This window comes from uncultured Sphingomonas sp. (genome assembly GCF_902806265.1).
In the GTDB taxonomy this organism is placed as follows: domain Bacteria; phylum Pseudomonadota; class Alphaproteobacteria; order Sphingomonadales; family Sphingomonadaceae; genus Sphingomicrobium.
Map to the genome: position 1 here is coordinate 17494 of NZ_CADCVZ010000059.1, position 25326 is coordinate 42819.

Annotated in this window: 28 protein-coding genes and 1 tRNA gene; 8 read left to right on the top strand and 21 right to left on the bottom strand. The window is 68.0% G+C overall.

All coding sequences use genetic code 11. The features are described 5' to 3' along the window. Positions 1-56 precede the first annotated feature (56 nt). From QZX62_RS10765 to QZX62_RS10775, 3 genes are all read right to left on the bottom strand, one after another. On the bottom strand, positions 57-995 hold the full coding sequence (locus QZX62_RS10765; protein WP_294174357.1) for a glycosyltransferase family 2 protein: 939 nt from the start codon (positions 993-995) through the stop codon (positions 57-59). A gap of 135 nt (positions 996-1130) precedes the next feature. Then, positions 1131-2834 (bottom strand): trigger factor, encoded by a 1704-nt coding sequence (tig, locus tag QZX62_RS10770; RefSeq protein ID WP_294174359.1) that lies wholly within the window; start codon positions 2832-2834, stop codon positions 1131-1133. 51 nt (positions 2835-2885) lie between these two features. Next, positions 2886-2970 (bottom strand) — tRNA-Leu (locus QZX62_RS10775). A gap of 111 nt (positions 2971-3081) precedes the next feature. On the opposite strand from QZX62_RS10775, the gene QZX62_RS10780 reads away from it, so the two are divergent. Beyond that, entirely contained in the window at positions 3082-3282 is a 201-nt protein-coding gene (locus QZX62_RS10780; protein WP_294174361.1) for a hypothetical protein, read from the top strand. A gap of 85 nt (positions 3283-3367) precedes the next feature. On the opposite strand, the gene QZX62_RS10785 is transcribed toward QZX62_RS10780, so the two are convergent. The 8 genes from QZX62_RS10785 to gatC form a co-directional block, all read right to left on the bottom strand. Beyond that, on the bottom strand, positions 3368-3955 hold the full coding sequence (locus QZX62_RS10785; RefSeq protein ID WP_294174363.1) for a phosphatase PAP2 family protein: 588 nt from the start codon (positions 3953-3955) through the stop codon (positions 3368-3370). A 38-nt stretch (positions 3956-3993) separates the two neighbouring features. Further along, a complete protein-coding gene (locus QZX62_RS10790; protein WP_294174365.1) occupies positions 3994-4629 on the bottom strand; it encodes a hypothetical protein in 636 nt (211 codons plus the stop codon). 14 nt (positions 4630-4643) lie between these two features. Beyond that, positions 4644-5864, bottom strand: coding sequence for a M48 family metallopeptidase (locus QZX62_RS10795; protein WP_294174366.1), 1221 nt, complete (start codon positions 5862-5864; stop codon positions 4644-4646). After that, positions 5861-6667, bottom strand: coding sequence for a hypothetical protein (locus QZX62_RS10800; RefSeq protein ID WP_294174367.1), 807 nt, complete (start codon positions 6665-6667; stop codon positions 5861-5863). The genes QZX62_RS10795 and QZX62_RS10800 overlap by 4 nt, the downstream gene beginning before the upstream one ends. 116 nt (positions 6668-6783) lie before the next feature. Continuing rightward, on the bottom strand, positions 6784-8400 hold the full coding sequence (locus QZX62_RS10805; protein ID WP_294174368.1) for an alkaline phosphatase family protein: 1617 nt from the start codon (positions 8398-8400) through the stop codon (positions 6784-6786). A 39-nt stretch (positions 8401-8439) separates the two neighbouring features. Next, a complete protein-coding gene (gene gatB, locus QZX62_RS10810) occupies positions 8440-9915 on the bottom strand; it encodes an Asp-tRNA(Asn)/Glu-tRNA(Gln) amidotransferase subunit GatB (RefSeq protein ID WP_294174369.1) in 1476 nt (491 codons plus the stop codon). Further along, positions 9915-11393, bottom strand: coding sequence for an Asp-tRNA(Asn)/Glu-tRNA(Gln) amidotransferase subunit GatA (gatA, locus tag QZX62_RS10815; RefSeq protein ID WP_294174371.1), 1479 nt, complete (start codon positions 11391-11393; stop codon positions 9915-9917). The genes gatB and gatA overlap by 1 nt, the downstream gene beginning before the upstream one ends. Next, positions 11393-11680: an Asp-tRNA(Asn)/Glu-tRNA(Gln) amidotransferase subunit GatC gene (gene gatC / locus QZX62_RS10820; RefSeq protein WP_294174372.1), complete on the bottom strand. Its 288-nt coding sequence runs from the start codon at positions 11678-11680 to the stop codon at positions 11393-11395. The genes gatA and gatC overlap by 1 nt, the downstream gene beginning before the upstream one ends. Positions 11681-11746: 66 nt before the next feature. On the opposite strand from gatC, the gene QZX62_RS10825 reads away from it, so the two are divergent. Further along, complete coding sequence (locus QZX62_RS10825) at positions 11747-12835, top strand: spore photoproduct lyase family protein (RefSeq protein ID WP_294174374.1); 1089 nt, start codon at positions 11747-11749, stop codon at positions 12833-12835. Between the two features lie 46 nt (positions 12836-12881). On the opposite strand, the gene QZX62_RS10830 is transcribed toward QZX62_RS10825, so the two are convergent. The 4 genes from QZX62_RS10830 to QZX62_RS10845 form a co-directional block, all read right to left on the bottom strand. Then, on the bottom strand, positions 12882-13874 hold the full coding sequence (locus tag QZX62_RS10830; protein WP_294174375.1) for an outer membrane beta-barrel protein: 993 nt from the start codon (positions 13872-13874) through the stop codon (positions 12882-12884). Between the two features lie 408 nt (positions 13875-14282). Further along, positions 14283-14489, bottom strand: coding sequence for a hypothetical protein (locus QZX62_RS10835; RefSeq protein WP_294174376.1), 207 nt, complete (start codon positions 14487-14489; stop codon positions 14283-14285). 22 nt (positions 14490-14511) lie between these two features. After that, a complete protein-coding gene (locus QZX62_RS10840; protein WP_294174378.1) occupies positions 14512-14730 on the bottom strand; it encodes a hypothetical protein in 219 nt (72 codons plus the stop codon). 69 nt (positions 14731-14799) lie between these two features. Beyond that, the gene (locus tag QZX62_RS10845; protein WP_294174379.1) at positions 14800-15063 is read right to left on the bottom strand and encodes a YdeI/OmpD-associated family protein; all 264 of its coding nucleotides are present in this window, start codon (positions 15061-15063) and stop codon (positions 14800-14802) included. A gap of 566 nt (positions 15064-15629) precedes the next feature. On the opposite strand from QZX62_RS10845, the gene QZX62_RS10850 reads away from it, so the two are divergent. The 3 genes from QZX62_RS10850 to QZX62_RS10860 are packed head-to-tail and all read left to right on the top strand — an operon-like array spanning position 15630 to position 18093. Continuing rightward, positions 15630-16739 carry a DUF3089 domain-containing protein gene (locus QZX62_RS10850; protein ID WP_294174381.1) on the top strand — a complete coding sequence of 370 codons (1110 nt, stop codon included), beginning with the start codon at positions 15630-15632 and terminating at the stop codon, positions 16737-16739. Beyond that, complete coding sequence (gene ruvX, locus QZX62_RS10855) at positions 16736-17206, top strand: Holliday junction resolvase RuvX (protein ID WP_294174448.1); 471 nt, start codon at positions 16736-16738, stop codon at positions 17204-17206. The genes QZX62_RS10850 and ruvX overlap by 4 nt, the downstream gene beginning before the upstream one ends. Before the next feature lie 11 nt (positions 17207-17217). Further along, positions 17218-18093, top strand: a complete 876-nt coding sequence (locus QZX62_RS10860; protein WP_294174382.1) for an aspartate carbamoyltransferase catalytic subunit — start codon at positions 17218-17220, stop codon at positions 18091-18093. Here QZX62_RS10860 and QZX62_RS10865 read toward each other — a convergent pair. The 3 genes from QZX62_RS10865 to QZX62_RS10875 are packed head-to-tail and all read right to left on the bottom strand — an operon-like array spanning position 18090 to position 20953. Then, positions 18090-19466: an SPOR domain-containing protein gene (locus QZX62_RS10865; protein ID WP_294174383.1), complete on the bottom strand. Its 1377-nt coding sequence runs from the start codon at positions 19464-19466 to the stop codon at positions 18090-18092. The genes QZX62_RS10860 and QZX62_RS10865 overlap by 4 nt on opposite strands. Next, the gene (locus QZX62_RS10870; protein WP_294174384.1) at positions 19463-20212 is read right to left on the bottom strand and encodes a hypothetical protein; all 750 of its coding nucleotides are present in this window, start codon (positions 20210-20212) and stop codon (positions 19463-19465) included. Before QZX62_RS10870 ends, QZX62_RS10865 begins: the two co-directional genes overlap by 4 nt. Positions 20213-20227: 15 nt before the next feature. After that, complete coding sequence (locus QZX62_RS10875) at positions 20228-20953, bottom strand: ParA family protein (protein WP_294174385.1); 726 nt, start codon at positions 20951-20953, stop codon at positions 20228-20230. A gap of 177 nt (positions 20954-21130) precedes the next feature. Here QZX62_RS10875 and QZX62_RS10880 point away from each other — a divergent pair, with 177 nt between their 5' ends. Then, positions 21131-21838, top strand: coding sequence for an SPOR domain-containing protein (locus QZX62_RS10880; RefSeq protein ID WP_294174386.1), 708 nt, complete (start codon positions 21131-21133; stop codon positions 21836-21838). Here the strand turns inward: QZX62_RS10880 and serB are convergent. After that, the gene (gene serB, locus QZX62_RS10885) at positions 21835-22719 is read right to left on the bottom strand and encodes a phosphoserine phosphatase SerB (RefSeq protein ID WP_294174388.1); all 885 of its coding nucleotides are present in this window, start codon (positions 22717-22719) and stop codon (positions 21835-21837) included. The genes QZX62_RS10880 and serB overlap by 4 nt on opposite strands. On the opposite strand from serB, the gene miaA reads away from it, so the two are divergent. After that, on the top strand, positions 22712-23644 hold the full coding sequence (miaA, locus tag QZX62_RS10890; RefSeq protein ID WP_294174390.1) for a tRNA (adenosine(37)-N6)-dimethylallyltransferase MiaA: 933 nt from the start codon (positions 22712-22714) through the stop codon (positions 23642-23644). The genes serB and miaA overlap by 8 nt on opposite strands. Positions 23645-23655: 11 nt before the next feature. Further along, entirely contained in the window at positions 23656-24621 is a 966-nt protein-coding gene (gene ilvC / locus QZX62_RS10895; RefSeq protein WP_294174392.1) for a ketol-acid reductoisomerase, read from the top strand. Here the strand turns inward: ilvC and QZX62_RS10900 are convergent. Both QZX62_RS10900 and QZX62_RS10905 read right to left on the bottom strand, forming a co-directional pair. Beyond that, positions 24618-24788: a hypothetical protein gene (locus QZX62_RS10900; RefSeq protein ID WP_294174394.1), complete on the bottom strand. Its 171-nt coding sequence runs from the start codon at positions 24786-24788 to the stop codon at positions 24618-24620. The two genes, ilvC and QZX62_RS10900, sit on opposite strands and share 4 nt — an antisense overlap. A 66-nt stretch (positions 24789-24854) precedes the next feature. Further along, complete coding sequence (locus tag QZX62_RS10905; RefSeq protein WP_294174395.1) at positions 24855-25253, bottom strand: BLUF domain-containing protein; 399 nt, start codon at positions 25251-25253, stop codon at positions 24855-24857. Positions 25254-25326: the final 73 nt, after the last annotated feature.

Consider the following 25326-nt stretch of genomic DNA (forward strand, 5'->3'; position numbering starts at 1 on the left):
TAACCCAGCGGTAAACGCCTCCATCCGCAGAACGGGCGCCGGGTGTGACTTCCCTGTTACAGGCCGCCAGGCGCGGGATAGGCGAGGTAGGCCAGCCGCCGCACCTCGCGCCGGCCGCGGGTGACCGTGGCGAGGATCAGGCCGGCGAAGAAGCACAGGGTCGCGATGATCGCTAAGCCGGTTACTAAGATGGCGGTTGGAAAGCGCGGTACCAGTCCCGTATCGATGTAGGTCAGCACCAATGGAACCGACAGGACCAGCGCCGCCACCAGCAGCGCGGCGCCAATCCCGCCGAAGAACAGCACCGGCCGCTCGATCCGGTACAGGGTGGCGATGGTCGACAGGATGCGCCAGCCGTCGCGAAAGGTCGACAGCTTGGACGCGGAGCCCTCCGGCCGGGCAAGGTAGCGGCTGGTCACCTCGCCAACCGGCATGCGCAGTTCCAGCGCATGGACGCTCATCTCCGTCTCGATCTCGAACCCCGACGAGAGCACCGGGAAGCTCTTTACGAAGCGGCGGGAGAACACCCGGTAGCCCGAGAAGATGTCGCTGAAGCTGCGCCCGAACAGGCCGGCCAGGATGCCGGTGAACAGCCGGTTGCCCAGCACATGCCCGCCGCGATAGGCTTCCTTGGCTTCGTGCTGGCGGGTGCCGACCACCATGTCGAGCTGCTCGGTCAGCAGCTGTTCGACCATCAAAGGCGCGGCGGCGGGATCGTAGGTCAGGTCGCCGTCCGCCATCACGTACACGTCGGCGTCGATGTCGGCGAACATGCGCCGGACCACATGGCCCTTGCCCTGCTGCCGCTCGGTCCGGACCACCGAGCCGGCGCCCCGAGCGACCTCGACCGTCCGGTCGCGGCTGTTGTTGTCGTACACGTAAACGGTCGCGGTCGGCAGGACGGCGCGGAAGCCGGCCACCGTCTGCGCGATCGCCGCTTCCTCATTGTAGCAAGGCAGCAGCACAGCGATCCGCGGCTGTTGCTGATCGGTCATGCTTCAGCCCCCGTCATCCCGGCCCTTCGACGCCGCCTGCCGGCGTCGCTCAGGATAAACCGCCGCGTCGCGGCGAGCCGGGATCCGCCTTCCTTTGTCTGCACCGGGTTAAGAAAGGCAGATCCCGAGGCGACGCTAAGCTTCCGCCTTCTTCGACTTCTTCCCCGCCGGCTTGGCCGGAGCATGGTCCTTGGCCGGTTCGGCAGGCTCCGCCGTCGCCGGCTCCTCCTCGACCGCGCCCTTGACCGGCTTGGCCGCCCGCGGCTTCTTCGGTGCCGCCTCGGCCTTCGCCTCTGCCGCGGCGCCCGCGGCCTCCAGCGCCGCGCCCTCGGCAGCCGCCTTCTTGGGCTTGGCGGCCTTGGCCGGCTTCACCTCGGCCGCGGTCTCCGCTGCTTCGGCAGGGGCGCTCTCGGTCTTGCTCTTGCGCGGCTTGGCGGCCTTGGTCTCGACCGCGGCAGGCGCAGCTTCATGCCCGTGGTCGTGACCGCAGTTCGGGCCGTGCACATGGCCTTCTTCGCTCTCCAGGTCGGCTTCGATCTCGGCACGGCTCGCCGCGCGGTCCGTGATCTCCGCCTTGCCGAACAGGAAGTCGACGACCTTGTCCTCGTACAACGGCGCGCGCAGCTGGGCGGCGGCCATCGGCTCGCGCCCGATGAACTCGACGAACTTCTGCCGGTCGGCCGGCGGATACTGCTGCGCCGCCTGCGCGATCAGCCGCTGCATTTCCTGTTGGGAGACGTCGACGCCGTTCGCCTGGCCGATGTCCGACAGCAACAGGCCAAGCCGCACGCGGCGCTCGGCGATGCGGCGATAGTCGTCGGCTTCCCCGGCGATCTCCGCCTTGGCGGCCTCGGGATCGGCCTCATGGCTCGCTTCATGCTCCAGCTGGCGCATGATGTTCTGGTACTCGGCCTCGACCATCGATGGCGGCACCTCGAACTGGTGCGTGTCGGCCAGTTGATCTAGCAGGCGCCGCTTCATGTGGGTCCGCGTCAGCCCGTTCAACTCCTGGCTCTGCTGGTCGCGCAGCAGGCCCTTTAGCTGCTCGAGGTCCTGCAGGCCCAGGCTCTTGGCGAACTCGTCGTCGAGCGACAGCTCGCCCGCGGTGTTCACGCCCTTGACCTCGATGTCGAAGGTCGCCGCCTTGCCCTTGAGGTTCTCGGTCGGATAGTCGGCCGGGAACGTCACCTCAATGGTCCGGCTCTCCCCTGCCTTCGCACCGACCAGCTGGTCCTCGAAGCCCGGGATCAGGCTGCCGGAGCCGAGCTCCACCGCCATGTCGGTCCCCGTGCCGCCTTCGAACGCGACCCCGTCGACCTTACCGACGAAGTCGATCAGGAGCTGGTCGCCGGTTTCGGCCGCGCGGCCATCTTCCGCCGGGCTCCACTTCTTCTGGCCCGCCGCAAGCTGCTGCAATTGCTGGTCGACCTGGCTTTCGTCGACTTCCAGCGTCAGCCGCTCGAGTTTCAGCCCGTCGATCTGCGGCGCCGGTACGTCCGGGAGCGTTTCCAGGCTGACGCTTACTTCGGCGTCCTGCCCTGGCGCATAATCGCCGGCCAGCTCGACCTGCGGCTGCATCGCCGGGCGCAGCTTCTGGTCGGCCAGCAGCTGCTGCACGCCCTGCTGCACCGCGCTCTCCAGCGCCTGGCCCTGCAGGGACTCGCCATGCATCTTGCGGATGAGGTTCGCAGGCACCTTGCCGGGACGGAAGCCGGGCATCTTCACCTGCGGGGCAATGCGCTTGACCTCCTGATCCACGCGGGCGTCGATGTCCCGTGCCGGAATGGTCAGCTTGTAAGCCCGCTTCAGGCCCTGGTTCTCGATCTCGACGGTCTGCATTGTTTCTGGTCACTATCCCGTTGCTGGCCTGGGTTCGCCAATCGTCTGAAATGGTGCGCGCGGAGGGACTCGAACCCCCACATCTTTCGACAACAGGACCTAAACCTGCCGCGTCTACCAATTCCGCCACGCGCGCGCGGACCCAAGAGGTGGCGCGCCTATAGCAAGGCTGGGCTTCGGAGCAAGCCGGGCCGGGCGGAGCAACCGCAGCCCAGGGCAGAGCGTTGATGCGGCAAAGGAGATCCCGATGCAGCAGCTGCCCCCTTTCCCCGACGACGCGCCCGGGTTCGAGCCCGCCCAGCCGTCCGAACCCGGACAGCCGAGCCAGCCCGGCCAGCCTACGCCCGCCCCCGCCGAGGAGCCCGGTGCAACCCCGTCGATTGACGTGCCTTCGCCCGCTTCGCCTGGCAACGATCCCTCGCCCACCCCCATCTCACCGGTCGGCTGATGGCGACTTGCCCGCCCGAGCCGGAGATCCCGCCGGTGGAGCCCGGCGAGCCCGAGCCGCCGCCCGGTCCCGATCCGGTCGTTCGCTAAACCCGCTCGGCCCTGCGGATCAGACGGTCGATCGCGATTTCTGCGACCAAGGCGATCGCTGCACCCGCGGCGACGTCCGTGACATAATGTTTGGAGCGGAGGACCTGTACGATCGACGCCGCTCCGGCCAGGCCGAGCCACCCATGGTGACTGCCCGGATAGTGGCGGCCGAGCGCCCGTGCCACCGCCACGGCACCCGCAGTGTGCCCGGACGGAAAGCTGCTGAAGTCCGACTCGCGCCGCTCGCCCGGGGCGAACTGATACTCACCGCGGCGCGCGGCCGCATCCGGGCGGGTACGGACAACCAGTTGCTTGACCACGCCGCGTAGCGCAGTCGCCAGCAAGTGCGCAGCCAGCATCCGCGTTCCCGCCCGCACCGTCCGCACATCTCGCATCACCAGCCCGGTGCCGATCACCGCAGCCGCCGCGGCATACAGCGGCTCTTGGTCGCTCAGGTCGCTGGCATCGCCCACCAGCTGTACCAGCCCGCGTTCGGCATAAGGCACAAGCACGGTCGCAACAGCCGCATCCACCTCCTCAATCGGGGTCGACGCAACCACCTCCGGCAGTTCCAGCTTGGTCATGCCCCGAAAACCCGGCCCACGCCCAACAAGTTCCTGATTCAACGGCGCAACTGGGCCGAAGCGACCATCGCCTCGAAGTCGGGCAGCGCCGATGGATAATAGTGCGAGCGCGCCGCATCGAACAGCATCATGTACAGCCGGCCGTTGATGACCGCACCGACCGCCCGGCCCTTGCGCCACAGCTCGTCGCCGTCGAGGTGCTCGAAATCATACTGGAAACCGGCATACCCCATGAAGGGGCGCGGAACGAGGGCCAGCGTTCGCCAGTCGACGGTCCCGCCCTCGACCCGGTAGAGCGTCTCCAGGAGGGAAGCCACCTCGGGGGCGGTCATGTTGGAGCGGAACTTGGGCACCTGTCGGTCGGCCCGGCGCTCCTGGCGGATGATCCGCCGGTCGTCCGGCAGGCCGGACACGAAGGTCACGCCATCGAGGTACGGACCGTTCAGCGTCCAGTCTTCGACATAGCGGATGTCGGTGAAGCCGTTGCGCCTGGTGCGGTTCCACTCGCGCGGCGCGACCACCGCCATGGCGCCGTTGCCGACCCTGATCACCTTGGCCGGACGGACAAGTTGGTAGACGCCAAACCCGCCAACGCCGCCGAGCCCGCTGCTGCAGGCCGACAAGCCGAGCGTGACGCCGGCAGCTGCGGCAAGGAGAAGACGGTTCGACCTCAAAGCAATCCTCCTGCTCAACTGACCAGCATCTGCCGAACGAACGGCGCGTCCGGCGCGTTGGGCGCCATCGTGAGGTAGCGCTGCAGCGCGGTACGGCCCTCGGCTTGGCGCCCGGCCTTCATCAGGTAGATGCCATGCCAGCGCCAGGCATCGGCGGGAGCATCGGGATAGGCAATCGCGGCCGTATAGCTCTGCGCCGCGCGCTGGTGATATTGCGGGCTGTTGCGGAGCCGCAGCGACTCGCCCTGGTAGAAGCGCAGCTGCCCGTTCCAGCCGTCCCTGGCCAAGGTCTCGATCACGAATTGGGTCGAGCCCGCGTCGTTCAGCTTGACCTGGTCGTCCAGCAAGGTCGGGCGGATGTCGCCGATCGCTGCCAGGTAGCGCTCGCGCCCACGGTCGTAGGTCCGCCCCGGCACGGTCAGCTCGGTCGCCGATACCCTGAGGTCGTTCATCCGGGTGCGCGGCGCCGGGTGGGTCGAGAAGATGGAATAGCCGCGGTCGGGCCGCTTGCGGCGCACTCGCGCACTGAGCTCGCTTTCGCCGATCAGCTGCTCCCACGTCTCCGACATCGACAGGGGCGCATAACCGGCCTGGCTGATGAGCTTCAGCCCCAAGGCATCCGATTCCGCCTCCAGGTCACGGCTGTAGCGCAGAATGGACAGGATGGTCCCGAGCTGCGCCAGCTGCGTCAGGTCCCCGGTATTGTAGCCGGCCGCCCCGCCCGCGATCCCGCCGAGCATCGCCGCGAAGCTCAGTATGTCGGTCTTGCCGCGGATGCTGCGGTATTGGCGGATCTGGTGCTTCAGCAGGAAGTGCGAGCCTTCGTGCGCGATCACGCCCGCAAGCTGCGCTTCGTCGCGCATCCGTAGCAGCAGGCCCGTGAAGATCACGGTGAAGCCGGTCGGGAACATGACCGCGTTGAAGTCCGGAATGCGGGCGAGATAGATCCGCATGTCGCGCGCCGCCGGACCGCCGACCTTGCCGATCAGCTGCTGGAGGTAGCGGTTGAGCTTGTCGTCCTTGACCAGGATGTTGGAGCCGGCAACCTCCTCCTCGACCCGCTGCATCTGCGCCCATAGGCCCAGCTCGTCACGGTCGGTCGGACGATAGCCGGGCCCGATCAACGGGTTCAGCGAAGCCGGCGGGATCCGGGCCTCGGCCATGCCGGTCGCCAGCGCCGCGGTCGCGGCACCGCCCCCGGCGAGCAGGGCGCGGCGGGAAAGCTCGGCGCTCATTGTGCGGCTCCTTGCGAGCGTTGCGCCCGCTGCTGTCGCTGCTGCCGGCGGATGTCCTTGCCCGGCTTCATCCGGCCGAGTAGCCGGTCGACCATCTGCGCGGCGCCTTCCTTGCTGCGGATGTCGCCGAACTTGATGCCGGCCACCTGGCTGCCGGCCTGGACCACGTTGAACCACACCACGTCGCCGGTGCGCAGGTCGACCAGGCTGGCATAGGCGAACTGCCCTGCCCCGCCGATGTTGGGAGCGCAAAAGCCGATAAAGCAGCCGGCGATCCCCAGCACCTGCAGCGCGACCCGGCCGGTGCTGGCGAAGCTGTCCTCCGCATGCATGAACAGCGCGTAGTCGTACCCCGTCCGCTGGCCGAAGCGCACCGCCTCCTGCCCCAGCGTATATTCGAGGCCCCGGCGGCGCTTGGTCGGCAGGGTCACCCCCAAATATTTGTGCAAGGCGACCGACTGGCTGACGGCGGCGTTGAGCCGCTCCACGTCCGCGACCTGCTCGGCGGTCACGCCGGAGATTGCGTCACGGCGCTCCATGATCAGCGTCTTGCCGCCCCGCCCGGCCTGCTGCTCACGCAGCGCCGTGATGACGTGGCCCCGCGCCTGCTCGGTCCAGTCGGCCCGCGGCTCGGACAGGCCGCCCGTGGTAACCGAACTCACCTGCACGTCCGGCCGCAGCACCAACAGCTTGTAGTCGCCCTGCGGCGGCGAGAACTGCAGGTCGGCGAACTGCCGCGTCTGCACGCAACCGGTCGTCGCGACCGAAGCGGCCACGGCCGCGAGCAATAGTGGACGACGCATGCACTTCTCCCGCTTGCGCCAGCTTTCCCGAGCCGAAAAGCCGTTCACTTCAATCATTTAACCAAGTAGTTGAGCTATTCTGGAGAAGCTTTCTACAAGATGAACGAAGCGCGCATCTACTTTGGGCAACGCACTCCCGCGGCGGCGTTCAGGCAGCGCCCATCGATTGAAGCGGCAGGCACTGGCACGCCGATCAGCGCCCCTAGGGTTGGCAGAATGTCGACCGTCCCGACCGCCTCACTCCGGGCACTGCCGGAAACGCCCTTGCGCCAAATCACGATCGGCACCCGGCGGTCGTAATCCCACGGGCTGCCGTGGGTCGCGACATAGCCCTTCGTGGGGGCAGCGATCGGGCTCACCCATTGCTTCAACACCACGACCAGGTCGCCCGAGCGGGCCGGATCGAACGAGGCGCGGACCCGCTCCATCACGCTCCACTTGTCGGGCGAACCGCTGGGCATCGCCAGCTTGCGCAGCTCGTCTGCGGTGTAGGCGCCATGGACCTGCGGGTGAGCGCGGTAGCGTTCGACCGCGGCTCGCAGCACCCGCGCGCGGATGGCCGTCGACAAGGTGCGGTCGATCCATATGTCGCCGCCGATGCCTTCGCCGCGCAGCACGCTCTCCGTTCGCCCGAATTGCGGCGCCAGCAGCTTGCCCACCTGCTCCGCCGCCAGTGCCGGCTCCGCCCGTCGCGCCTGCGCTACGCCTCCGTCCCGCAGCCGTTCCGGCAGGTCCATCACCCCATGGTCCGACGACAGCACCACGGCATAGTTTACGCCCGTCGCATCGAGCCGCCGTAGAAAGTCGCCCAGCGACCGGTCGAGCGCCAGCATCTGCAGGCACATCTCGGTTCCGCCGCTGCCGAAGCTGTGCCCGACATAGTCGGTGGCGGACAGGCCGAGCGACAGCACGTCGGTCGCCGGCCCGCGCCCGAGTTGCAACTCTCCCACTAGGCCTGCGCCCGCCGCGAGCACCGCGCCATCGAACTCGGGATGCGCCCGCGCCCCGCGCGCATCGCCTGCCACCCGGTCGAGCCGCCCCGTCCCGACGGTCAGCCCCGGCGCGACCGTATAGGCCCGCGCACGCGCCTGGCATTGCGGCGGCAGCTCCAGCGGCCCACGCGGCGCGGCCAGGCTCGCGGCGTACACCTGGTTCAGTGCCGAGATGGTCCGCGGAGTCGCCGCGCCCGTCAGGTCGGTCGCCCAGCTCTTGCCGTCCCAATACCAGCGCCCGTCCGCGCTCCGCCCGCTCATCATCACCGCCGCCCGGTCCTTGCCCGCCACCGTTACGTTGCGGCTCCGCGGGCTGATCGCCTTTAGCCGGTCGCCCAAGGTGGTGACCCGCAGGTGCGCAGGGCTCACCTTGTACTTGCCCGACGTGGTGCCGGGGACCGTCTCGTCCTCCGCGCAGTAGATGGTCTTGTCCGCCCGCGCCGCGCCCTGGTCGGTCCAATTGTTGGCGATGATCCCTGTTGCGGCTGGATGGCGGCCGGTCAGCAGCGTCGAATGGCCCGGGCAGGTCTCGCTCGCCGCATGGCTTTGGTAGCCGTTGACGAACAGCGTCCCCTCGTTAGCCAGCCGCGCCAGCCCGCCGGTGAACAGCGGCCGGTATTGCTCCCACAGGTCGGACGACAGCTGGTCGACCGAAATGGCGACGATCAGCTTGGGCGCGGCAGTCTGGGCGGCGGCGGGAGTGGCGAAGAGGGCGGCCGCGACAAGGAGCAATTTAGGCATGATCGGCCGCATAGCAGCGGCCCGGTTGCATCGCTATGACTAGCCCAACTTCGCCCGCAGCCGTTCATTCACCACCTGCGGATTGGCCTTGCCTGCCATCGCCTTCATCGTCTGCCCGACAAAGAAGCCGAACAGCTGCTGCTTGCCCGCGCGGTACTGCTCGACCTTGTCCGCGTTCGCACCCAGGATCCGCTCGATCTCCGCATCGATGGCGCCGGTATCGCTGGTCTGCCTGAGCCCCTCGCCCTCGACGATCGCGCCCGCCGGATCGCCGCTCTCCAGCATCTTCTCGAACACCGTCTTCGCGATCGACCCGCTGATGGTGCCGTCGGCTACCAGCTTCAGCAGCTCGGCCGCATGCGCCGGCGAGACCGGGCACTCGGCGATGCTCACGCCCAGCCGGTTCAGCGCGCCGAACAGCTCCGCCACCACCCAGTTCGCCGCCTGCTTGGGGTCGACGCCGTGGCTCAGCAGGACATCGAACCAGCTCGCCGTCTCGACCTCGGCGGTGAGCACCGAAGCGTTGTAGGCGGACATGCCCATCAGCTCGAACCGCTTCCGCTTGGCGTCGGGCAGCTCAGGCAGGCTCGCTCGGCAGTCCGCCAGGAACGCGTCGTCTAGCTCCAGCGGCAGCAGGTCCGGATCGGGGAAGTAGCGATAGTCGTGCGCATCCTCCTTAGACCGCAACGACCGCGTCTCCTGCCGGCCCGGATCGTACAGCCGCGTTTCCTGCAAAACCGCGCCGCCCTCCTCCAGCACCTCGATCTGCCGCCGCGCTTCATGCTCGATCACCGCCTGCACGAAGCGGACCGAGTTGACGTTCTTGGTCTCGGTCCGGGTTCCGAACGGATCACCCGGCCGCCGCACCGACACATTGACGTCGGCGCGCATGGAGCCTTCCTCCATGTTCCCGTCGCACGAGCCGACGTAGCGCAGGATCGCACGCAACTTCCTGAGGTAAGCCCCTGCTTCGGCGGGCGAACGCATGTCCGGCTTGGACACGATCTCCATCAGCGCCACGCCGCAGCGGTTAAGGTCGACGTAGCTCATCGTTGGGTGCTGGTCGTGCATCAGCTTGCCCGCATCCTGCTCGACATGGATGCGCTCGATGCCGATCGCCTTGGCGCTGCCCTCGTCCTTCTCGTCGGTGAGGACGTGCACCGTCCCCTCGCCCACCAGCGGATGGTATAGCTGGCTGATCTGATAACCCTGCGGCAGGTCCGCGTAGAAATAGTTCTTCCGGTCGAATCGCGACCAGCGGTTGATGGTGGCCGCCAGCGCCATCCCCGTCCGCACCGCCTGCCGGATGCACTCGCGGTTCGGTACTGGCAGCATCCCCGGCATCGCCGCGTCGACCAGGCTCACCTGCGTGTTCGGCTCCGCCCCGAAAGCCGTCGCGGCCCTAGAGAACAGCTTGGCGTTGGAGGTCACCTGCGCATGGACCTCAAGGCCGATCACGACCTCCCACTCGCCGGTTTCGCCGCGGATGCGATAGGGCGCGGTTGCGTCAGCCATTACCACCACTTCTCCGGCCGAGCGCTGAACCCCGCCCGCTCCTCGATCGCCAGACCCGCAATCAGCACGCCCTGCTCATCCAGCTCCCGCCCGATGATCTGCAGCCCGAGCGGCAACCCGAGGTCGTCCAACCCGCCCGGCACGCTCATCGCCGGCAGCCCGGCCAGGCTCGCCGGCACCGCAAATACGTCGTTGAGGTACATGGCGATCGGGTCGGCCAGCTTCTCGCCCAGCCCGAACGCGGCGCTCGGCGCGGTGGGGGTCAGGATGAGGTCGCACTGCTCAAACGCCGCTCGGAAATCCTGCTTGATCAGCGCCCGCACCCGTTGCGCCTTGTTGAAATAGGCGTCGTAAAAGCCTGCGCTCAGCACATAGGTGCCGATCATGATCCGGCGCTTGACCTCCGCCCCGAAGCCAGCCGCACGGGTCGCCGAGTACATGCCCTCGAGCCCGCCCTCGCCGGCCTCGCGCCGACCATACCGCACCCCGTCATAGCGCGCGAGGTTGGACGAGGCCTCCGCCGGCGCGATGATGTAGTAGGTCGGCAGCGCATATTTGGTATGCGGCAGCGAAATCTCGACCGGCTCCGCGCCCGCGTCGCGCAGCCACTCGATGCCCTGGTCCCACAGCGCGTTGATCTCGTCCGGCACGCCCTTGATGCGATACTCGGTCGGAATACCGACCCGCTTGCCCTTGAGATCGCTCGACAATCCCGCTTCCCATCGCGGCACGGCCAAGTCGAGCGAGGTCGAGTCCTTCGGATCGAACCCGGCCATCGCCTCCAGCAGGATCGCGCAGTCGCGCACCGTTCGCGCCATCGGCCCGGCCTGGTCGAGCGAGCTGGCGAACGCCACAATCCCCCAGCGCGAGCAGCGCCCGTAGGTCGGCTTGATCCCCGAGATGCCGGTGAACGCCGCCGGCTGCCGGATCGACCCGCCCGTGTCCGTGCCCGTCACCCCCGGCGCGAGCCCCGCCGCCACCGCCGCCGCCGACCCGCCCGAGCTCCCGCCCGGCGTCAGCGCCGCATTGCCGCCGTCGTTCCGCTTCCATGGCGACAGCACCGGCCCGTAGGCGCTGGTCTCGTTGGACGAGCCCATGGCGAATTCATCCATGTTGAGCTTGCCCAGCATCCCCGCGCCCGCCCGGCGAAGATTGCCCGAAACGGTGCTCTCGTACGGCGGCTTGAAGCCCGCCAAGATGTTGGAGCCCGCCGTCGTATCCACGCCCGCCGTCGCGAACAGGTCCTTGATGCCCAGCGGAATGCCCGACAGCGGCTGCAGATCGCCCGAGACCCGCGCCGCATCCGCCGTGTCCGCCGCGGCCAGCGCGTCGTTCGGCGTCTCCACCGTGTAGGCGTTCAGCGCCCGCGCACCCGCCACCGCCGCGTTGAACTGCTCGGCGATCTCCCGCGCGGAGAAGTCGCCCGAGCGGAAGCCGTCGCGTAGTTCGGTGATGGTCCTGCGGGTAAGCTCCGTCACTATTCGATCACCTTGGGCACCGCGAAGAACCCATGCTGCGCCTCAGGCGCGTTCGCCAGCACCTCGTCCTGGATGCCCCCATCCGTCACCCGGTCGTCGCGCAGCCGCAGGCCCAAGTCGATCACGGCGGTCAGCGGCTCCACCCCATCGGTATCGACCTCGCCCAGCTGCTCGACCCAGCCGAGGATGTTGTTCAGCTCCGGCACCATCGCCTCGACCTCCGCATCGCTCATCTTGAGCCGCGCGAGCCGGGCGATGTGCCGCACGGTTGCGGTATCGACGGACATGGCCCGCGCCCTAGCGAGAGGGGTTCCGGGGAGCAAGGTCGATCCCCATATCCTATCAGTCCCCGCATGAACGCCCCCGCTCTCTCCCGACCGACCGCTTCCCGCCTGTGGCGGCCCAAGCGCGTGCTGGTTACCCGCTCCTCGCTGGAATGGGAGCACGGCCGCGCCATTGCCGACAACTGCGAATCTCTCGGCATCCCGGTCGAGCGCCTCCCCGCCGACCGCCTGTCGCTCGGCCTGCCGGACGACCCGCGCAAGGCCTATGCACTGGCCAAGCAGACCCTGGCCGTCACCGTCGCGCCGCCGTCCAAGCTCCGCCTCCAGCCGATCGCCCCCTCGGCCGACTGGCGCGTTGACCTGGCCGAGGGCTGCCCCGCCCACTGCAACTATTGCTATCTTGCCGGCTCGCTCAACGGCCCGCCGATCACCCGCGCCTACGCCAACCTGCCGGAGATCCTCGCCCAGCTCCCGCCCAAGCTCGGCCAAGGTACCATCACCTCCCGCTCAAAGACCCGCGCCCACGAAGGCACCACCTTTGAAGCAAGCTGCTACACCGACCCGCTGGCGCTGGAGCACCTCACCGGCTCGCTGTCCGCCCTGATCCGCTGGTTCGGCGAGTGGGACGCGCCGGCGCAGTTGCGCTTCACCAGCAAGTTCGACTCGGTCGACCCATTCCTCGGTCTCGAGCACAATGGCCGCACCCGCATGCGCGCGTCAGTCAACCCGGCGGTGTTCGCTCGCTTCGAAGGCGGCACCAGCCCCGTCGCCGCCCGGCTTGCCGCCCTCGCCCACATGGGCACCGCGGGCTACCCGATCGGCCTTACGGTCGCCCCCATCATCGCCGCCGAAGGCTGGCGCGAAGCCTATGCCGAGCTCATCGCCCAGGCCGCCGCGGCCTTGTCCGCCCTCCCCGACCCCGACCTGACCATCGAGCTCATCACTCACCGCTACACCCCCGGCTCCAAGGCGGTGCTGCAGAGCTGGTATCCCGGTTCCGACCTCGACATGAGCGAGACCAACCGCTCGGAGAAGCGCACCAAGTTCGGCGCGATCAAGCAGGTCTACGACAAGGCGACCATGGCCGAGCTCCGCGGCTTCTTCGAAGAAGAGATCGCCCGCCAACTCCCCTACGCCCGCATCCTCTATTGGACCTGAGACGTGGAAGGGGACGGGCCATCTCTGACCCGGCCCTTTATTAGCTTCAGCCTCGCTCGGGCGCAGCGATCGGTGGCGGCGGAGGCGGCGGAGGCGCTGGGCAGGCGTCGGTCGTCAGGATCACCGACCCATCCGGGCAGGTTTGTGTTGCCGGCGCTACCGGAACGGGAGGAGGAGTCGGCGGCGGCGGCGGCGGCGGCGCCGCGGCAAGACCACCGAAGCGATAGCTTGCGGTCAGGCTCAACGCGTGCGTCTTGAAGCGGTCTTCCGAGCGGCGGAAGGCCGTGCCGCTCGGATTGACCAGGATGAACGGGTTGGTTGGACCGGCCGTGCCTTGGGTCACCGCAACGCGCGCATCCTCGTCCTTCACGTTGGTGCGTAGGTAGAGGAGGCCGAGCGCTACCGGCCCGACCATCGCCTCGACGCCGCCGCCAAGACGGTATCCAGTCTCCCGGTGCGAGCGCTGATTGAGTGCGAAGGCGTTAACAGCGTTGCTGGTGACGAAGCTGTCCTTGATCTTGGCGCGCACCACGCCCGCTGTCACATAAGGCATGAACCCGCCGGCATCGATGCCGAGCCGACCGCGTAGGCCAAATGTGCCCTTCAGCTCGCGGTTGAACGCGTAATTCGCTGGGGTGGTAGAAAAGGCGGTGACCGCATCCTCGACCTTGCTCCGGCCATATTCGACCAGGGCGCCGACGACGATCGCCCCAAAATCGTAATCGTAACCGGCGAAAATGCCATAATCGATGCCCTTGTTGTCCTTGTCGCACCCATCGGCGGCAACCGCGCTCTCGGGACTGCCACCGCAGAAGCCAGGAGAAAATGCATCGGCGCCGGCGGCCGTGTTGACGGTGTCGCCAAAGGTGCCGTCGAGATCGGTGTCGAACAGGATGCGTTCGTCATTGTCGTCGAGGCCTGCGGCATAGCCCACACGACCCCCGATATACCCTCCGGTCCAGTCAGCGCTTTGCGCCGCCGCGGTGTCCGCGGTGTTAATGGCGACGATCGCTGCGCCGGCTAAGATGAATTTGGACATGTTGACTCCCTGTTGGCTGCTCTGAGGCAACGCTATATTAAGCGGCCGTCGCTGATTGGTCCGGCCTAGTCAACCGGGACCCGAGGGCTCCCTGTTGGTCGTGCTAAGTGGGGGTCGCGTTCCGCATCTCCCGCTAGTTCGAGCCGCCGGCGGTCCTGCAGGCGATCCGCGGCGGCAGTCGGGGGCGTCTCCGGCGGAGCAGCAATGATGGGTGCAGGGCAGCAGCGGGCGAGCAGCCTAGCGCAGGTGCGCACAGGATCCGCATTCCAGCCGGATGAAGCTTCGCGACGTTCGCCCTCGACCTTTCTGTGGAACAGAAGTGTTCCTGCAGGCGAATGTCTGCAATTGGTCGAAAGTAGATTTAGGCCGCCGATGTCGGATTGGGTGGGAAGCGGACATCGAAGGTCGTCAATCCGCAGCCTGCCAGAACGTCAGTTCGTAATCGATTGAGTTTAAGCCGGGTTCGTCATTGAACGAGACGGCGAACCGCACGTGCGGGAAATCTCGGCTCAGCTTCACCTCGTGGATCTCCTTGAGCATCCGACCAAGATAACGGAGCTGACCTTCGGATGGCTCAACATCGCAATGAATATCGGCGATGTGGGGGTGGTTCATGACGGTCTCCACTGCCATCCGGTCACAGCCGGTCGCGTCTTTGAAATCCCGAAGCGATTCCGCGGAAAAACCGCCGGAGAACGTAGCCGTCAAACTGAACGAACTTGGGCCAGAAGATGAGACTGTAGCCAGTCGCAAGTTCATAGTTGCCAACACACTCGATCCAGCTTTCCGGGTCGATATCTGCGCCATTGTTCCACCTTGGAAGCTCAGGAATGAGCGCGGCAAAATCGTCGGTCATGTATCCAAGGCTGCCCGAGCGAGCTAAAGTCCGCAATGGGTCGATAGCAAACCTAGTCGCCCCCAGCACTCACCCCCGCTGGCGATGCGGGCAGCCTGGCCAGCAGCAGGGGCGCCGCTTGCCGTCGCGCAGGTTCTCGCGGCCCCACTCCACCCGCTTCTGCCGCGTTTCAGCTTTCTTGGCCGACTCGATCCAGCAGATCCATTCGTTTCGGGCGAGCGGCGTGATGTCCCGCCAGGTCAGTAGCGCTTGCCCGTCACGCGCCAGCGCCACGGCCAGGTCCGCTGGAAGATCATGGACGACCCCGCCGGGGATCTGCTCTTGGTCCGCCATCGCAACCTGCTTACCATGCCTGCTCAACGTGCAACATCCGCAGCGGCCCGCGCAGTCCACCGCCCCACCAGCACAAAAACCTGTCCTACAGCCCCTCTGCCGTGCTTGGTGCCCTCCGCATGCCTCACTCATCCCGCCCCCGCCACGACGGCTGGACGCCCCACCGGCAGGCCATTTTCCTGGCGACGCTCCGCATCACCCGTTCGGTTAGCCGCGCCGCTGCGGCTGCGGGCATCAGCCGCAAGAGCGCCTACGCCTTTCGCGCCCGAGCGAACGGACGATTTGTTCGCCGCCGGTTGGGAGCGGGCGCTGCAGCAGCCTCCGATCGGCCTGGCCGGCGGCGAGCGCGAAGGTGACAAAGGTCACGGAGAGGCGCGCGCCGCATCCAGCTCGGGCGGCCCGAAGGTGACGGCTGCCCCCTCAACCAAGGTAACAGGGGTGGCGTTTCCCCGGCGAACGCTGCTCACGGTCAACCGGAGTCAAGCCGGCTCTCGCGACACCGCCGTTTGCGACGCCCTCCTCCCCGCCTTGCCGCCGTCCCCCGCACCCCTTAGGTCCGCCGACCCATGTGCGCCCGCCGCTTCCTCCTGATCGTCTTCTTCCTGACCCTGCTGGTGGTCGCGGGCGCCTTTGCCTTGTTCCAATATGGCGGCGAGGTGCTGGTCCGCCAGGCGACCCCGCAGGGCAGCTTCGAGGAGCAGCCCCCCACCAGCGGCCCCGACTATGGGCAGGAGGAAAACTGGATCGCCCGCCCCGGCCTCGCCGGCGACCCGTCGAGCTGGGTGCCGCAAGGTGCCGGAACGGCGGCAGCCGGCGGCGATGCGGCGGTCTTCTACATCCATCCGACCACCTACCTCCGGCGGGACCGCTGGAACGCGCCGCTCGACGACGGGGAGAGCCGGGACCGCGCCGCCCTGTTCGTTCGCAGCCAGTCCAGTGCGCTCACCGCGGCCGGGCAGGTCTGGGCGCCGCGCTACCGCCAGGCCGCGTTCGGTGCCTTTCTGCTGGAAAGCGAGGATGCGACCCAGGCCCTCAACCTCGCCTACCGCGACGTCGCCCGCGCGTTCGACCGCTTCCTCCTCGAAGCCGGCGACCGCCCGATCATCCTCGCCGGCCACAGTCAGGGCGCGCTGCACCTCACACGCCTGCTGCGGGAAAGGGTTGCCGGCCGGCCGGTCGCTCAGCGGGTCGCGGCGGCCTACGTCGTCGGCTGGCCGATCTCGGTGACGGCGGACGTTCCCACCTTCGGCCTGCCCGCCTGCGAGCGGGCCGACCAGCCTCGCTGCGTGCTCAGCTGGGAGACCTTTGGCGAGCCCGCCAACACCGACCTCATCACCGACGTCTACGACGGCTCGGTTGGCCCCACCGGGCAGAAGCGCCGGCGCGAGGACCTGCTGTGCGTCAATCCGCTGACCGGCACCCGGAACGGCGCCGCGCCTCCAACAGCCAATCTCGGCACGCTGGTGCCCAACGGCGACCTGACCAACGCCACCCTGGCCATCGGTCAGGTCGGCGCCCGCTGCGAGGGCGGCTTTCTCCTGGTCGACGGCGAGGTGCCGGCGATCGGCCCCTATGTGCTGCCGGGCAACAACTACCACGTCTACGACTACGCGCTGTTCTGGGCGAACATCCGCCGCGACGCGCTGGGGCGGCTGGCGGCATGGCGGCAGCGCTGATCACCGCGAGCCCGGCTGAGTTCGCCAAGGCGGTGCCCGGCGGCAAGCTCGCCGGGTTGGATGTTGGTACCAAGACCCTTGGTGTAGCGATGTGCGACGAAGGCTGGAGCTTCGCCGGACCGGCCGAGACCATCCGCCGAACCAAGTTCACCCAGGACCTCGAGGCTCTCGGGAGAGTGATCGAGGCGCACAGGGTGCAAGGTCTGGTGGTCGGCCTGCCGCTCAACATGGACGGAACCGACTCGCCCCGCACCCAATCCGTTCGGGCCTTTGCCCGTAACTGCCTTCCGCTAGGATTGCCCATCCTCCTGTGGGACGAGCGCTGGTCCACCCAAGCCGTCGAGCGCGCCATGGTGGCGGCCGACGTCAGCCGGGCCAAGCGCTCGGCGGCGGTCGACAAGCTTGCTGCTGCGCACATTCTCCAGGGCGCAATCGACGCGCTGGCTAACCTGCCGCAAGTCGATTAGCGGAGCGGCTCGTGGACCTTCTCTCCATCGACTCCCTGACCGATGAGCAGATCGACGGCTTGCTCGAGACCGCTGACCTGTTCACCCGGCGAGGCGGAGGTTCCACCAGGTATGCCGGGCGGATCGTCTTCAACTTGTTCTACGAGAACAGCACCCGCACCCTGATGAGCTTCGCCGCCGCCGCAGCCAGGCTCGGCGCCGTACCGCTCACCCTTCCGGTCGAGCAATCCAGCATAAAGAAGGGTGAGACGCTGGCCGACACCGCGCGGACGCTCAACGCCATGGGACCCGACGCCCTGGTCATGCGGCACGGCGAGGACGGCTCGGTCGCCGAGGTCGCTCAGCTGATGGACTGCCCGGTGCTCAATGCCGGCGATGGGACCAACGAGCACCCGACCCAGGCCCTGCTCGATGCCCTGACCTTGCGCCAGCATTTCGGCCGGATCGAAGGTCTGACCGTCGCTATCTGCGGCGACATTCGCCACAGCCGGGTGGCGCGGTCCAACCGCAAGCTGCTCGAGCGGCTCGGCGCCACGGTCCGGCTGGCGGGCCCGCCCCCACTCCTGCCCGACGATCTGCCAGGCGGCGGCGCGATCGACGAGGCGGTTCGAGGTGCGGATGCGGTGATGATGCTGAGGATCCAGCGAGAGCGGTTGGCCGAGGAGCTTGGCGACTCGCCGGGCGAGTATCTGGCGAGCTACGGGCTAACCGTCGAACGGCTGGCCCAGGCCGCGCCCCATGCCGTGGTGCTCCATCCCGGCCCGATGAACCGCGGGGTTGAGATTGCGGACGAGATCGCGGATCATCCTCGCTCGCTGATTCTCCGCCAGGTCGCGAACGGGGTGGCGATGCGAATGGCGGTGCTTGATCTGTTGCTGAGCGCCTAGCGCGACGCCAAGCGCACCGGCGTATCGCCCGCGACGTTCCGGACGAAGCAGGCCGAGCCCGAGCGCTTGAGTTGCTGGCACAGAGCCCTGGCTTCGCCATCGCTTGCGAAACCCTTAAGCGATAGGCGGTACACGGTTCCGCTCACGCTCTCAAAGCGAGCGCTGGCCGGAGTATAGCGGCTGAGCGCACCATGACGCCGGGCGATGCCGTTCCAAGCCATCTGGACACGCTTGAGCGAGCCGTACGCGCCGAGCTGCACCACCACTCCGCTGCGGGCGAAGCGGACGGCAGCGCTGCGGCGCAGCTGAGCGACCTTGGGCAACGCGCCGCCCGGCCGCACCGGTTCGCGGCGGATCGAGTCCAGCTCGGAGGCGATGTCCGCCAGCCGCATCGGCACTTCCATCGGAGCCGGAGCAGGTGCGGGGCTTGCGGCCGGCAGCGGCACGGTCACAGAGGCTGCCGCTACGGCGACTGGCTCCGCGGGCACGGGTGCCGCGGCGAAGCCGGGGTCGTTCATGACGGTAGTCTCGGCCGCGGCCAGCTCTGGCTGGGCGACGGGCAGCGCCACAGGCGGAGGCGGGGCCGACGGCACCGCCGCTGCCGATGCCAGCCGGACCTGGGTTTCGGCCAAGGCCAGGCGCACGGGCTGACCCGGGTCGGCCGCCGCCGGGCTCACGCCCAGCAACGAGGCCACTTGCGCCCCGGAGCTTTGCGGTGTGGCGAGCGCCATCCAGCCCTGGAGCCGAGCGTCGACCTGATCGGCCGGAAGGTCCTGACTGGCGACCGTACGCGCCATCTCCCAGTTCCCCGCAAGGGCATGGGCAAGCGCCAGATTCTGCCGGGTGCGGCCATCAGCCGCAGGTTGCCGCGCGGCTTCGTCCAGCAGGGCGATTGCGTTGCCGGGCTGCCCCGCCAGCGCCATCGCCAAACCGATATCTGCAGGGTCGACTGAACCGCGTAGCTGATCAAGCAGCTGGGTCGCTGAGGCGTGCTTTCCCCCGGCGATCTCGGCCAGCACCAGCTTCAGCATGAGCTGTGGCTCGCCGGGAGCCAAGGTTAGCGCATCATTGTACGCCGTCGCCGCAGAAGCGAACCGTCCCGCCCCGAGGTAGGCGTTGCCGAGCAGGCTCCGCAGGCTGGCGTTGCGAGGTGCGTTCCCGACCGCCTGTTCGGCCCAGCTCACCGCAGCGGCGTAGTCGCCGGTGGCCAGCGCCAGGTGCGCGCGGGTTGCGACGCCTACGGCCGCGTCCTTGCCGTTCACCGCCAGACTGCCACGCTCCGGTCCCCGACCGAACGGACTGGCGCAGCCGGCGATCAAGCCGGCAATCGCCAGTGATGATATGGCGGTCGAGGCGCGAAGCAGCTTGGTCATGCTTGTCCCTTTCGGCTGGCCCGCTCGGGCGCCTGGCTGGCCATCGCTTCAAGCTCGGGCATGGAGGACAGCAGCTCATCGAGCGCCTTCGTCACGAGTTGCTGCGCTGACTTGGCGTTGACCGCGCAGGCGAGACGCAGTTTCAGGTGGCGATTGGAGTCGAGACGAAGGGTGAAGGCGGCCTTGTCCTTGGCGTTCTGCTCGGACCGCGCTTCCCGCGAACGCTTTGGTGCGGGGCGCGGGCTGGCTGAAGCAGCGACCGGTGCGACCGGTGCCACCGCCACGACGGGATTCTCAACTTGGCAATCTGCCTCGACGGGCAACGCGTCGAGCAGTTCCAACGCCTCAAGCTCATCCGGAAGGTCCTGCTCGTACGCCTTCGTCTCGGCATGAGCGTCGCCGTCCGCCGTATCGAACGGATCGAACACTTCCTCGTCCGGCTGACCGAAGCGCTGCTCGATCTCGGCTTGCTGGTCATGCACCGGCGAGATCGGCGTCAGTCCCGCGAGCGGGGTGCGCGACAGCGGCGGTGCAGGGTGGTTCGCACCCGGATGGGGCTCGTTCGTAGGGGCCACCGCCGTCAGCACCGGCCGCTGCGCCTCGTGACCCATGTCGTTCCAGCCCAGGTCGTCGAGGTTGCCGCCGCCCTGACCGAAGCCCTGCGGTCGCATGGCTGGCCGGGCCGAGCCCTTGCGGGCAAGCAGCCCGGACGACAAGGAGGCGAAAGCCTTGGGTTCGCTCGTCACTGGAGCAGTCTCCCGTTACTGGCCGACGACGCGGCGGCCGAAGCCGCCGACGGGTCGTGGAGCGGCGACCGCGCTGGCACCTGATGCTGCGGCGGGCGCCGCGAACACGGTGCGACGGAAGTTCTTCTCCAGCCGTTCGCTGATGTAGTCCCATAGCTCGACCACCTCACGGGCGGAGCGGCCCTTGGGGTCGACCTCCATCACGGTTCGGCCATCGATCATGGACGCAGCGAAGTCGGTGCGATGGTGCACGGTGACGGGGGCAACGGTGCCGTGCTGCGACAAGGCGACCGCGGCCTCGCTGGTGATTTTGGCCTTGGGCGTCGCGGCGTTGACCACGAAGATCAGCGGCTTGCCGGCGCGGTCGCACAGGTCGACGGTAGCACCGACCGCGCGCAGGTCGTGTGGGCTGGGGCGAGTCGGGATGACGATCAGCTCGGCCACGGCGATGACGCTCTGAATGGCCATGGTGATGGCTGGCGGCGTGTCGATCACCGCCATTCGGAAACCCTGCTGGCGAAGCACCTCCAGGTCGGAAGCCAGCCGAGCCACGGTGGTCTGGGCGAAGGCCGGCATATCGGCCTCCCGCTCGTTCCACCAGTCGGCAAGGCTGCCCTGCGGGTCGATGTCGATCAGGCAGACCGGGCCGTGCCCTGCCAATTGCGCTTGCACCGCCAGGTGACCGGAAAGCGTGGTCTTGCCCGAGCCCCCCTTCTGCGATGCCATAGCCAGAACGCGCATTCCCATCCCCTCGCCTGATTGGCTCTGTTGTTGGTGAGATGCTCCATCTGCAGCTAAAATCCGGTTAACGTTGCGGCTGCCCTGTTCTAGGCTGTTGCATCGCGGAAAATCGGAACTGAGGAAGTTGTGTTCGAATTGGTGCTCTCTCTTCTACTGGTCACGACGGCTCAGCCGGCCTTGCCGCCGGCTAGTGCCGCCGCGCTCACCAGCCAAGCGGATCGCGTTCAGCGCCGCGAACCCCAGCGGGCTCGCTCGCTCTACGAACGGGCGGCACGCCAAGGCTACGCTCCGGCCCAGGCGGCGCTGGGCATCCTCCTGTTCAAGGAAGGCGATCGGGCGGGCGCCATGCCCTGGCTCAAGCAAGCGGCGGAAGCCGGCGAGCCGCGGGCGCTGCTGATCTATGGCACCGCCATGTTCAACGGTGACGGCGTCGCGCCCCATCGCCGAAGGGGCTACGCGATGGTCCGCCGCGCGGCCGCGCAAGGCTCCTCCGAAGCTCGGGCCACCCAGTCCGAGATGGAATTGGTTATGCCAGAGTTGGAGCGAGCTTCGGGCTCGGAAGAAGTCGGCGAAACCGCATCGAGAGAGGCCGCGCCTGCCGTGGTCCGCACGACTGGCACCCGCAGTTCAAGCCGGCGGCGCTCGAAGGCCGCACCCTCAACGCCGGGTCCGTGGCGCATCCAGTTGGGCGCCTTTCGCCAGCCCGGCGCCGGTCAGGCTCTATTCGCGCAGCTTGCGCCGCGGCTGCCGGGCAAGCTGCCGGCCTATGTTGCCGGCGGATCGCTGCTGCGGCTACAGGTCGGCCCTTATTCCTCCCTGTCAGAAGCGGCGGCGGCGTGCCGCTCGCTGGCCCGGCAGGCCTGCGTACCGGTTCGGATCCGTTAGCCGTTCGCCCACTCGCGGCGGGGGATGCCTTGCGCCCACAGCAAGGCGGTCAGGTCGTTATGGTCGATAACCGCGTCCGCCACCTCCCTAAGCTTCGGCTTGCCGCGATAAGCGATGCCAAGCCCCGCTTCCTCGATGGTTGGGGCATCGTTTGCGCCGTCGCCGACGGCAAGCACCGCCTCACGCGGCAGACCGAGCTGGCTGCGTAGGTCGACCAACGCCTGCCGTTTGGCGCCGGCGTCGACGATCTCGCCCGTCACCCGCCCGGTCAGGTGACCGTGAATGCTCTCCAGCCAGTTGGCCCGGACCTCGTTGAAGCCAAGCTCGGCTGCCATCGGGTCGGCGAAATCGTGGAAGCCGCCGGTCACTAGCAACGTGCCCGCGCCCCGCGCCCGCATCGTCTGGACCAGCGTCCGCGCGCCCGGGTTGGCGCGGATGCGGTCGGTCCGGCAGCGTTCGATGCAACCCATGCCCAACCCGTTCAGCGCCGCCACCCGCTGGTGCAACGCCTCGGTGAACTCGATCTCGCCGCGCATCGCCGCGTCGGTCACGGCGGCGATCTCCTCCTTCATGCCCGCATAATCGGCCAGTTCGTCGATGCATTCCTGCCCGATCATCGTGGAGTCCATGTCGGCCACGAGCAACTTCTTCTCGCGGCCGTCCGCGGCCTGCGCCACCACATCGGTTCCCGGCAGCTTGCCTTCCAGCAGCCGGCGAATGGCGCTCACGTCCCCGCCTTCGATCTCGATATCCGCCGCATCCCCCTCGTCCAGCCAGTTCCAGCCGCGCAGGCGCAGGCGCGCGTCCTCCAGCATGGTGGCAACCTGGTGAATACGGTCCCGGTCGAGCTTGCCGGCTGCTATCAGCGTCGCAATGATCAAGTCGCGTCCTCCTGTGGCCGTCATTGCCGGTCCGACGGCGAGCGGCAAGTCGGCACTTGCCTTGACGCTGGCGGAACGCACGGGCGGCATCATCATCAACGCCGACAGCGCCCAAGTGTATGCAGACCTTTGGGTCCTCAGTGCACGGCCCGGGGATGACGAACTGCAGCGCGCCCAGCACCGCCTGTTCGGCTTCCGCGATGCCGCACTGCCTTTCTCGGCCGCCGATTGGGCCGAGGCCGCGCGGGCCGAGGTGCGGCAAGCTCATGCTGTCGGCAGGCTGCCGATCGTGGTGGGCGGTACGGGCCTTTACCTGCGTACGCTGCTCAACGGCATCGCGCCGGTGCCGCCGATCGATCCCACGATCCGTGCGGCTGTGCGGACTCGCCCGCTGGAAGAGAACTGGGCCGAGCTTCAGCAGCGAGACCCGGCGAGCGCCCAGGACCTCAGGCCGTCGGACAGCACCCGAGTTGCGCGGGCCCTGGAGGTTCTGCTGTCGACCGACCGCTCGCTGCGCCACTGGCAGGCGGAGCCCATGGGGGGTATCGGCGACCAGGTCGCGCTACGCCCCCTCATCCTGCTGCCGCCTCGCGCCTGGCTCTACCGCCGCTGCGACGAGCGTTTCGCCGCGATGCTTGACGAAGGTGCCACCGACGAAGTCCAACGGCTGCTTGCACGGGGGCTCGATCCGGCCCTCCCCGCGATGCGCGCGATCGGCATCCGCGAGATCGCGGCGCTGCTCGCAGGCGAACTCAGCCGCAAGGAAGCGCTTGCCGCAGGCAGCCAAGCGACCCGCAACTACGCCAAACGACAATATACCTGGTTTGCGCACCAGCCGCCGTCCGAGTGGCCCCGCTTCCCCGACGCGCTCGACGCCGAGGACGCACCGGAGCGGGCACTGGCGCTGCTCGGTGCCGCGGTCTAGCGCTGCAACCGATGATCCGCGATCCCGACATCGACCTCACGCCATTACGGGGCCAAACGGTAGCGATCGTCGGGTTCGGCAACCAAGGCCGCGCCCAGGCTCTCAACCTGAGGGATACCGGAATTTCGGTTCGGATTGGGCTGCGGGAAAGCAGCGCCCGCCGGATCGAGGCGCAGTCTTATGACCTTGCCGTCATGCCGCCGGCCGAAGCGGCAGCCGGCGCGAACCTGATCATGCTGCTCGCGCCGGATGAGCAGCTCGCCGCAGTGTACGACCAGGTTGAGCCAGCGCTCATGCCGGGCGCCGCGCTCGGGTTCAGCCACGGACTGGCGATCCACTTCGGGCTAATCAGGCCACGGCCCGATCTCGCGGTGATCATGGTCGCCCCCAAGGGACCCGGCAGCGCATTGCGCTCGCTCTACGAGGCCGGCCGCGGCATGGTGGCCCTGGCGGCGGTAGCGCACGACTCCAGCGGGACCGCCTGGCCGCTCACCCTCGCCTATGCCTCTGCAATTGGCTGTGGCCGGGCCGGTGTGATCGCCTCGAGCTTCGAGGAGGAATGCGTCGCAGACCTGTTCAACGAGCAGGCGGTGGTATGGGGCGGCGTTCCCGCCTTGCTCCAGGCCGGCTTCGAGACGCTGGTTGGGGCTGGGTACAAGCCGGAAGTGGCGTACCTTGAATGCGTGTCGGAGCTGAAGCTGATCGCCGAACTGATCGAGGCGCGGGGCATGGCCGGCATGGCCGAGGCGATCAGCAACACCGCGGAACTGGGCGCGTTGCTGGGGGGCCCGCGCATCGTCGACGAGTCGGTTCATGCGCGCATGCGGACGATTCTGCGGGAGGTCAGGGACGGCGTCTTCGCCGAGGCGTTGGGGGAAGAAGCGGCCGCCGATTACCCCCGTTTACGCCAGGCCAGGCTCAAAGCGCGAAGCGGCGTGCTCGAACGCACGCGGGAACGGCTGCTCGGGCCGGGCTAGCCCACGATCTCCGGCTCCGGCCAGCGATTGCCGACGCTGGCGCGCTCCACGTAAGCGCGTTGCAGCTTGCGATGCGCCTCTGCCGCGTGTGGGTCGGTTGCCTGCTCGGCGCGCGACTGCTCCTCAGCGGCGCGGCGCGCGAAGTAGGTCCTGTTCTCTTCAACCATGGCCGCTCTCCCCAGAGCCGAGCCGAGAAGCGATAGCAGATGCTCGTTGCTGGAGAAAGGCGGCGGTCAGGCCGCCTTGCAGTGCAGCTGGGCGAAGCCGCGGAGCTGGGCTTGAAGCGACGGTTCGTCGATCATGGAGGTGAGCTGATAGACCAGTTCGGCCAGATCGCCCTGCCCCGCCTCATACCCCATGTGCCAGTCTGGGAAGCTCGGCTTGGCGATCGGCTTGCGGCTGAGCTCCACGACCGCGAAGTGCCGCGGATCGCGCTTGATGCGGGCGTAAGCGTCGGCGAGACGGCTGTCCGGTCCCTCCAGCACCTGGAGGAACCGGCGCCCGCCGACGATCAGCAATCCGGTAAGCCCATCGCGCGCATTGTTGCGGCGCGATGCGCTGAGGATGCTCTCGACCTCGGTCAAGCTGGGAACTTCGCTGCGGGACGTGCTGATGTAGACAAGCTGTTGCATTCCGGCTCTCCGAACCCGATCGCCCGTTTGTTAACGGGCAATCGATAAGGATTTGCTAACTGGGCGCGAGCTG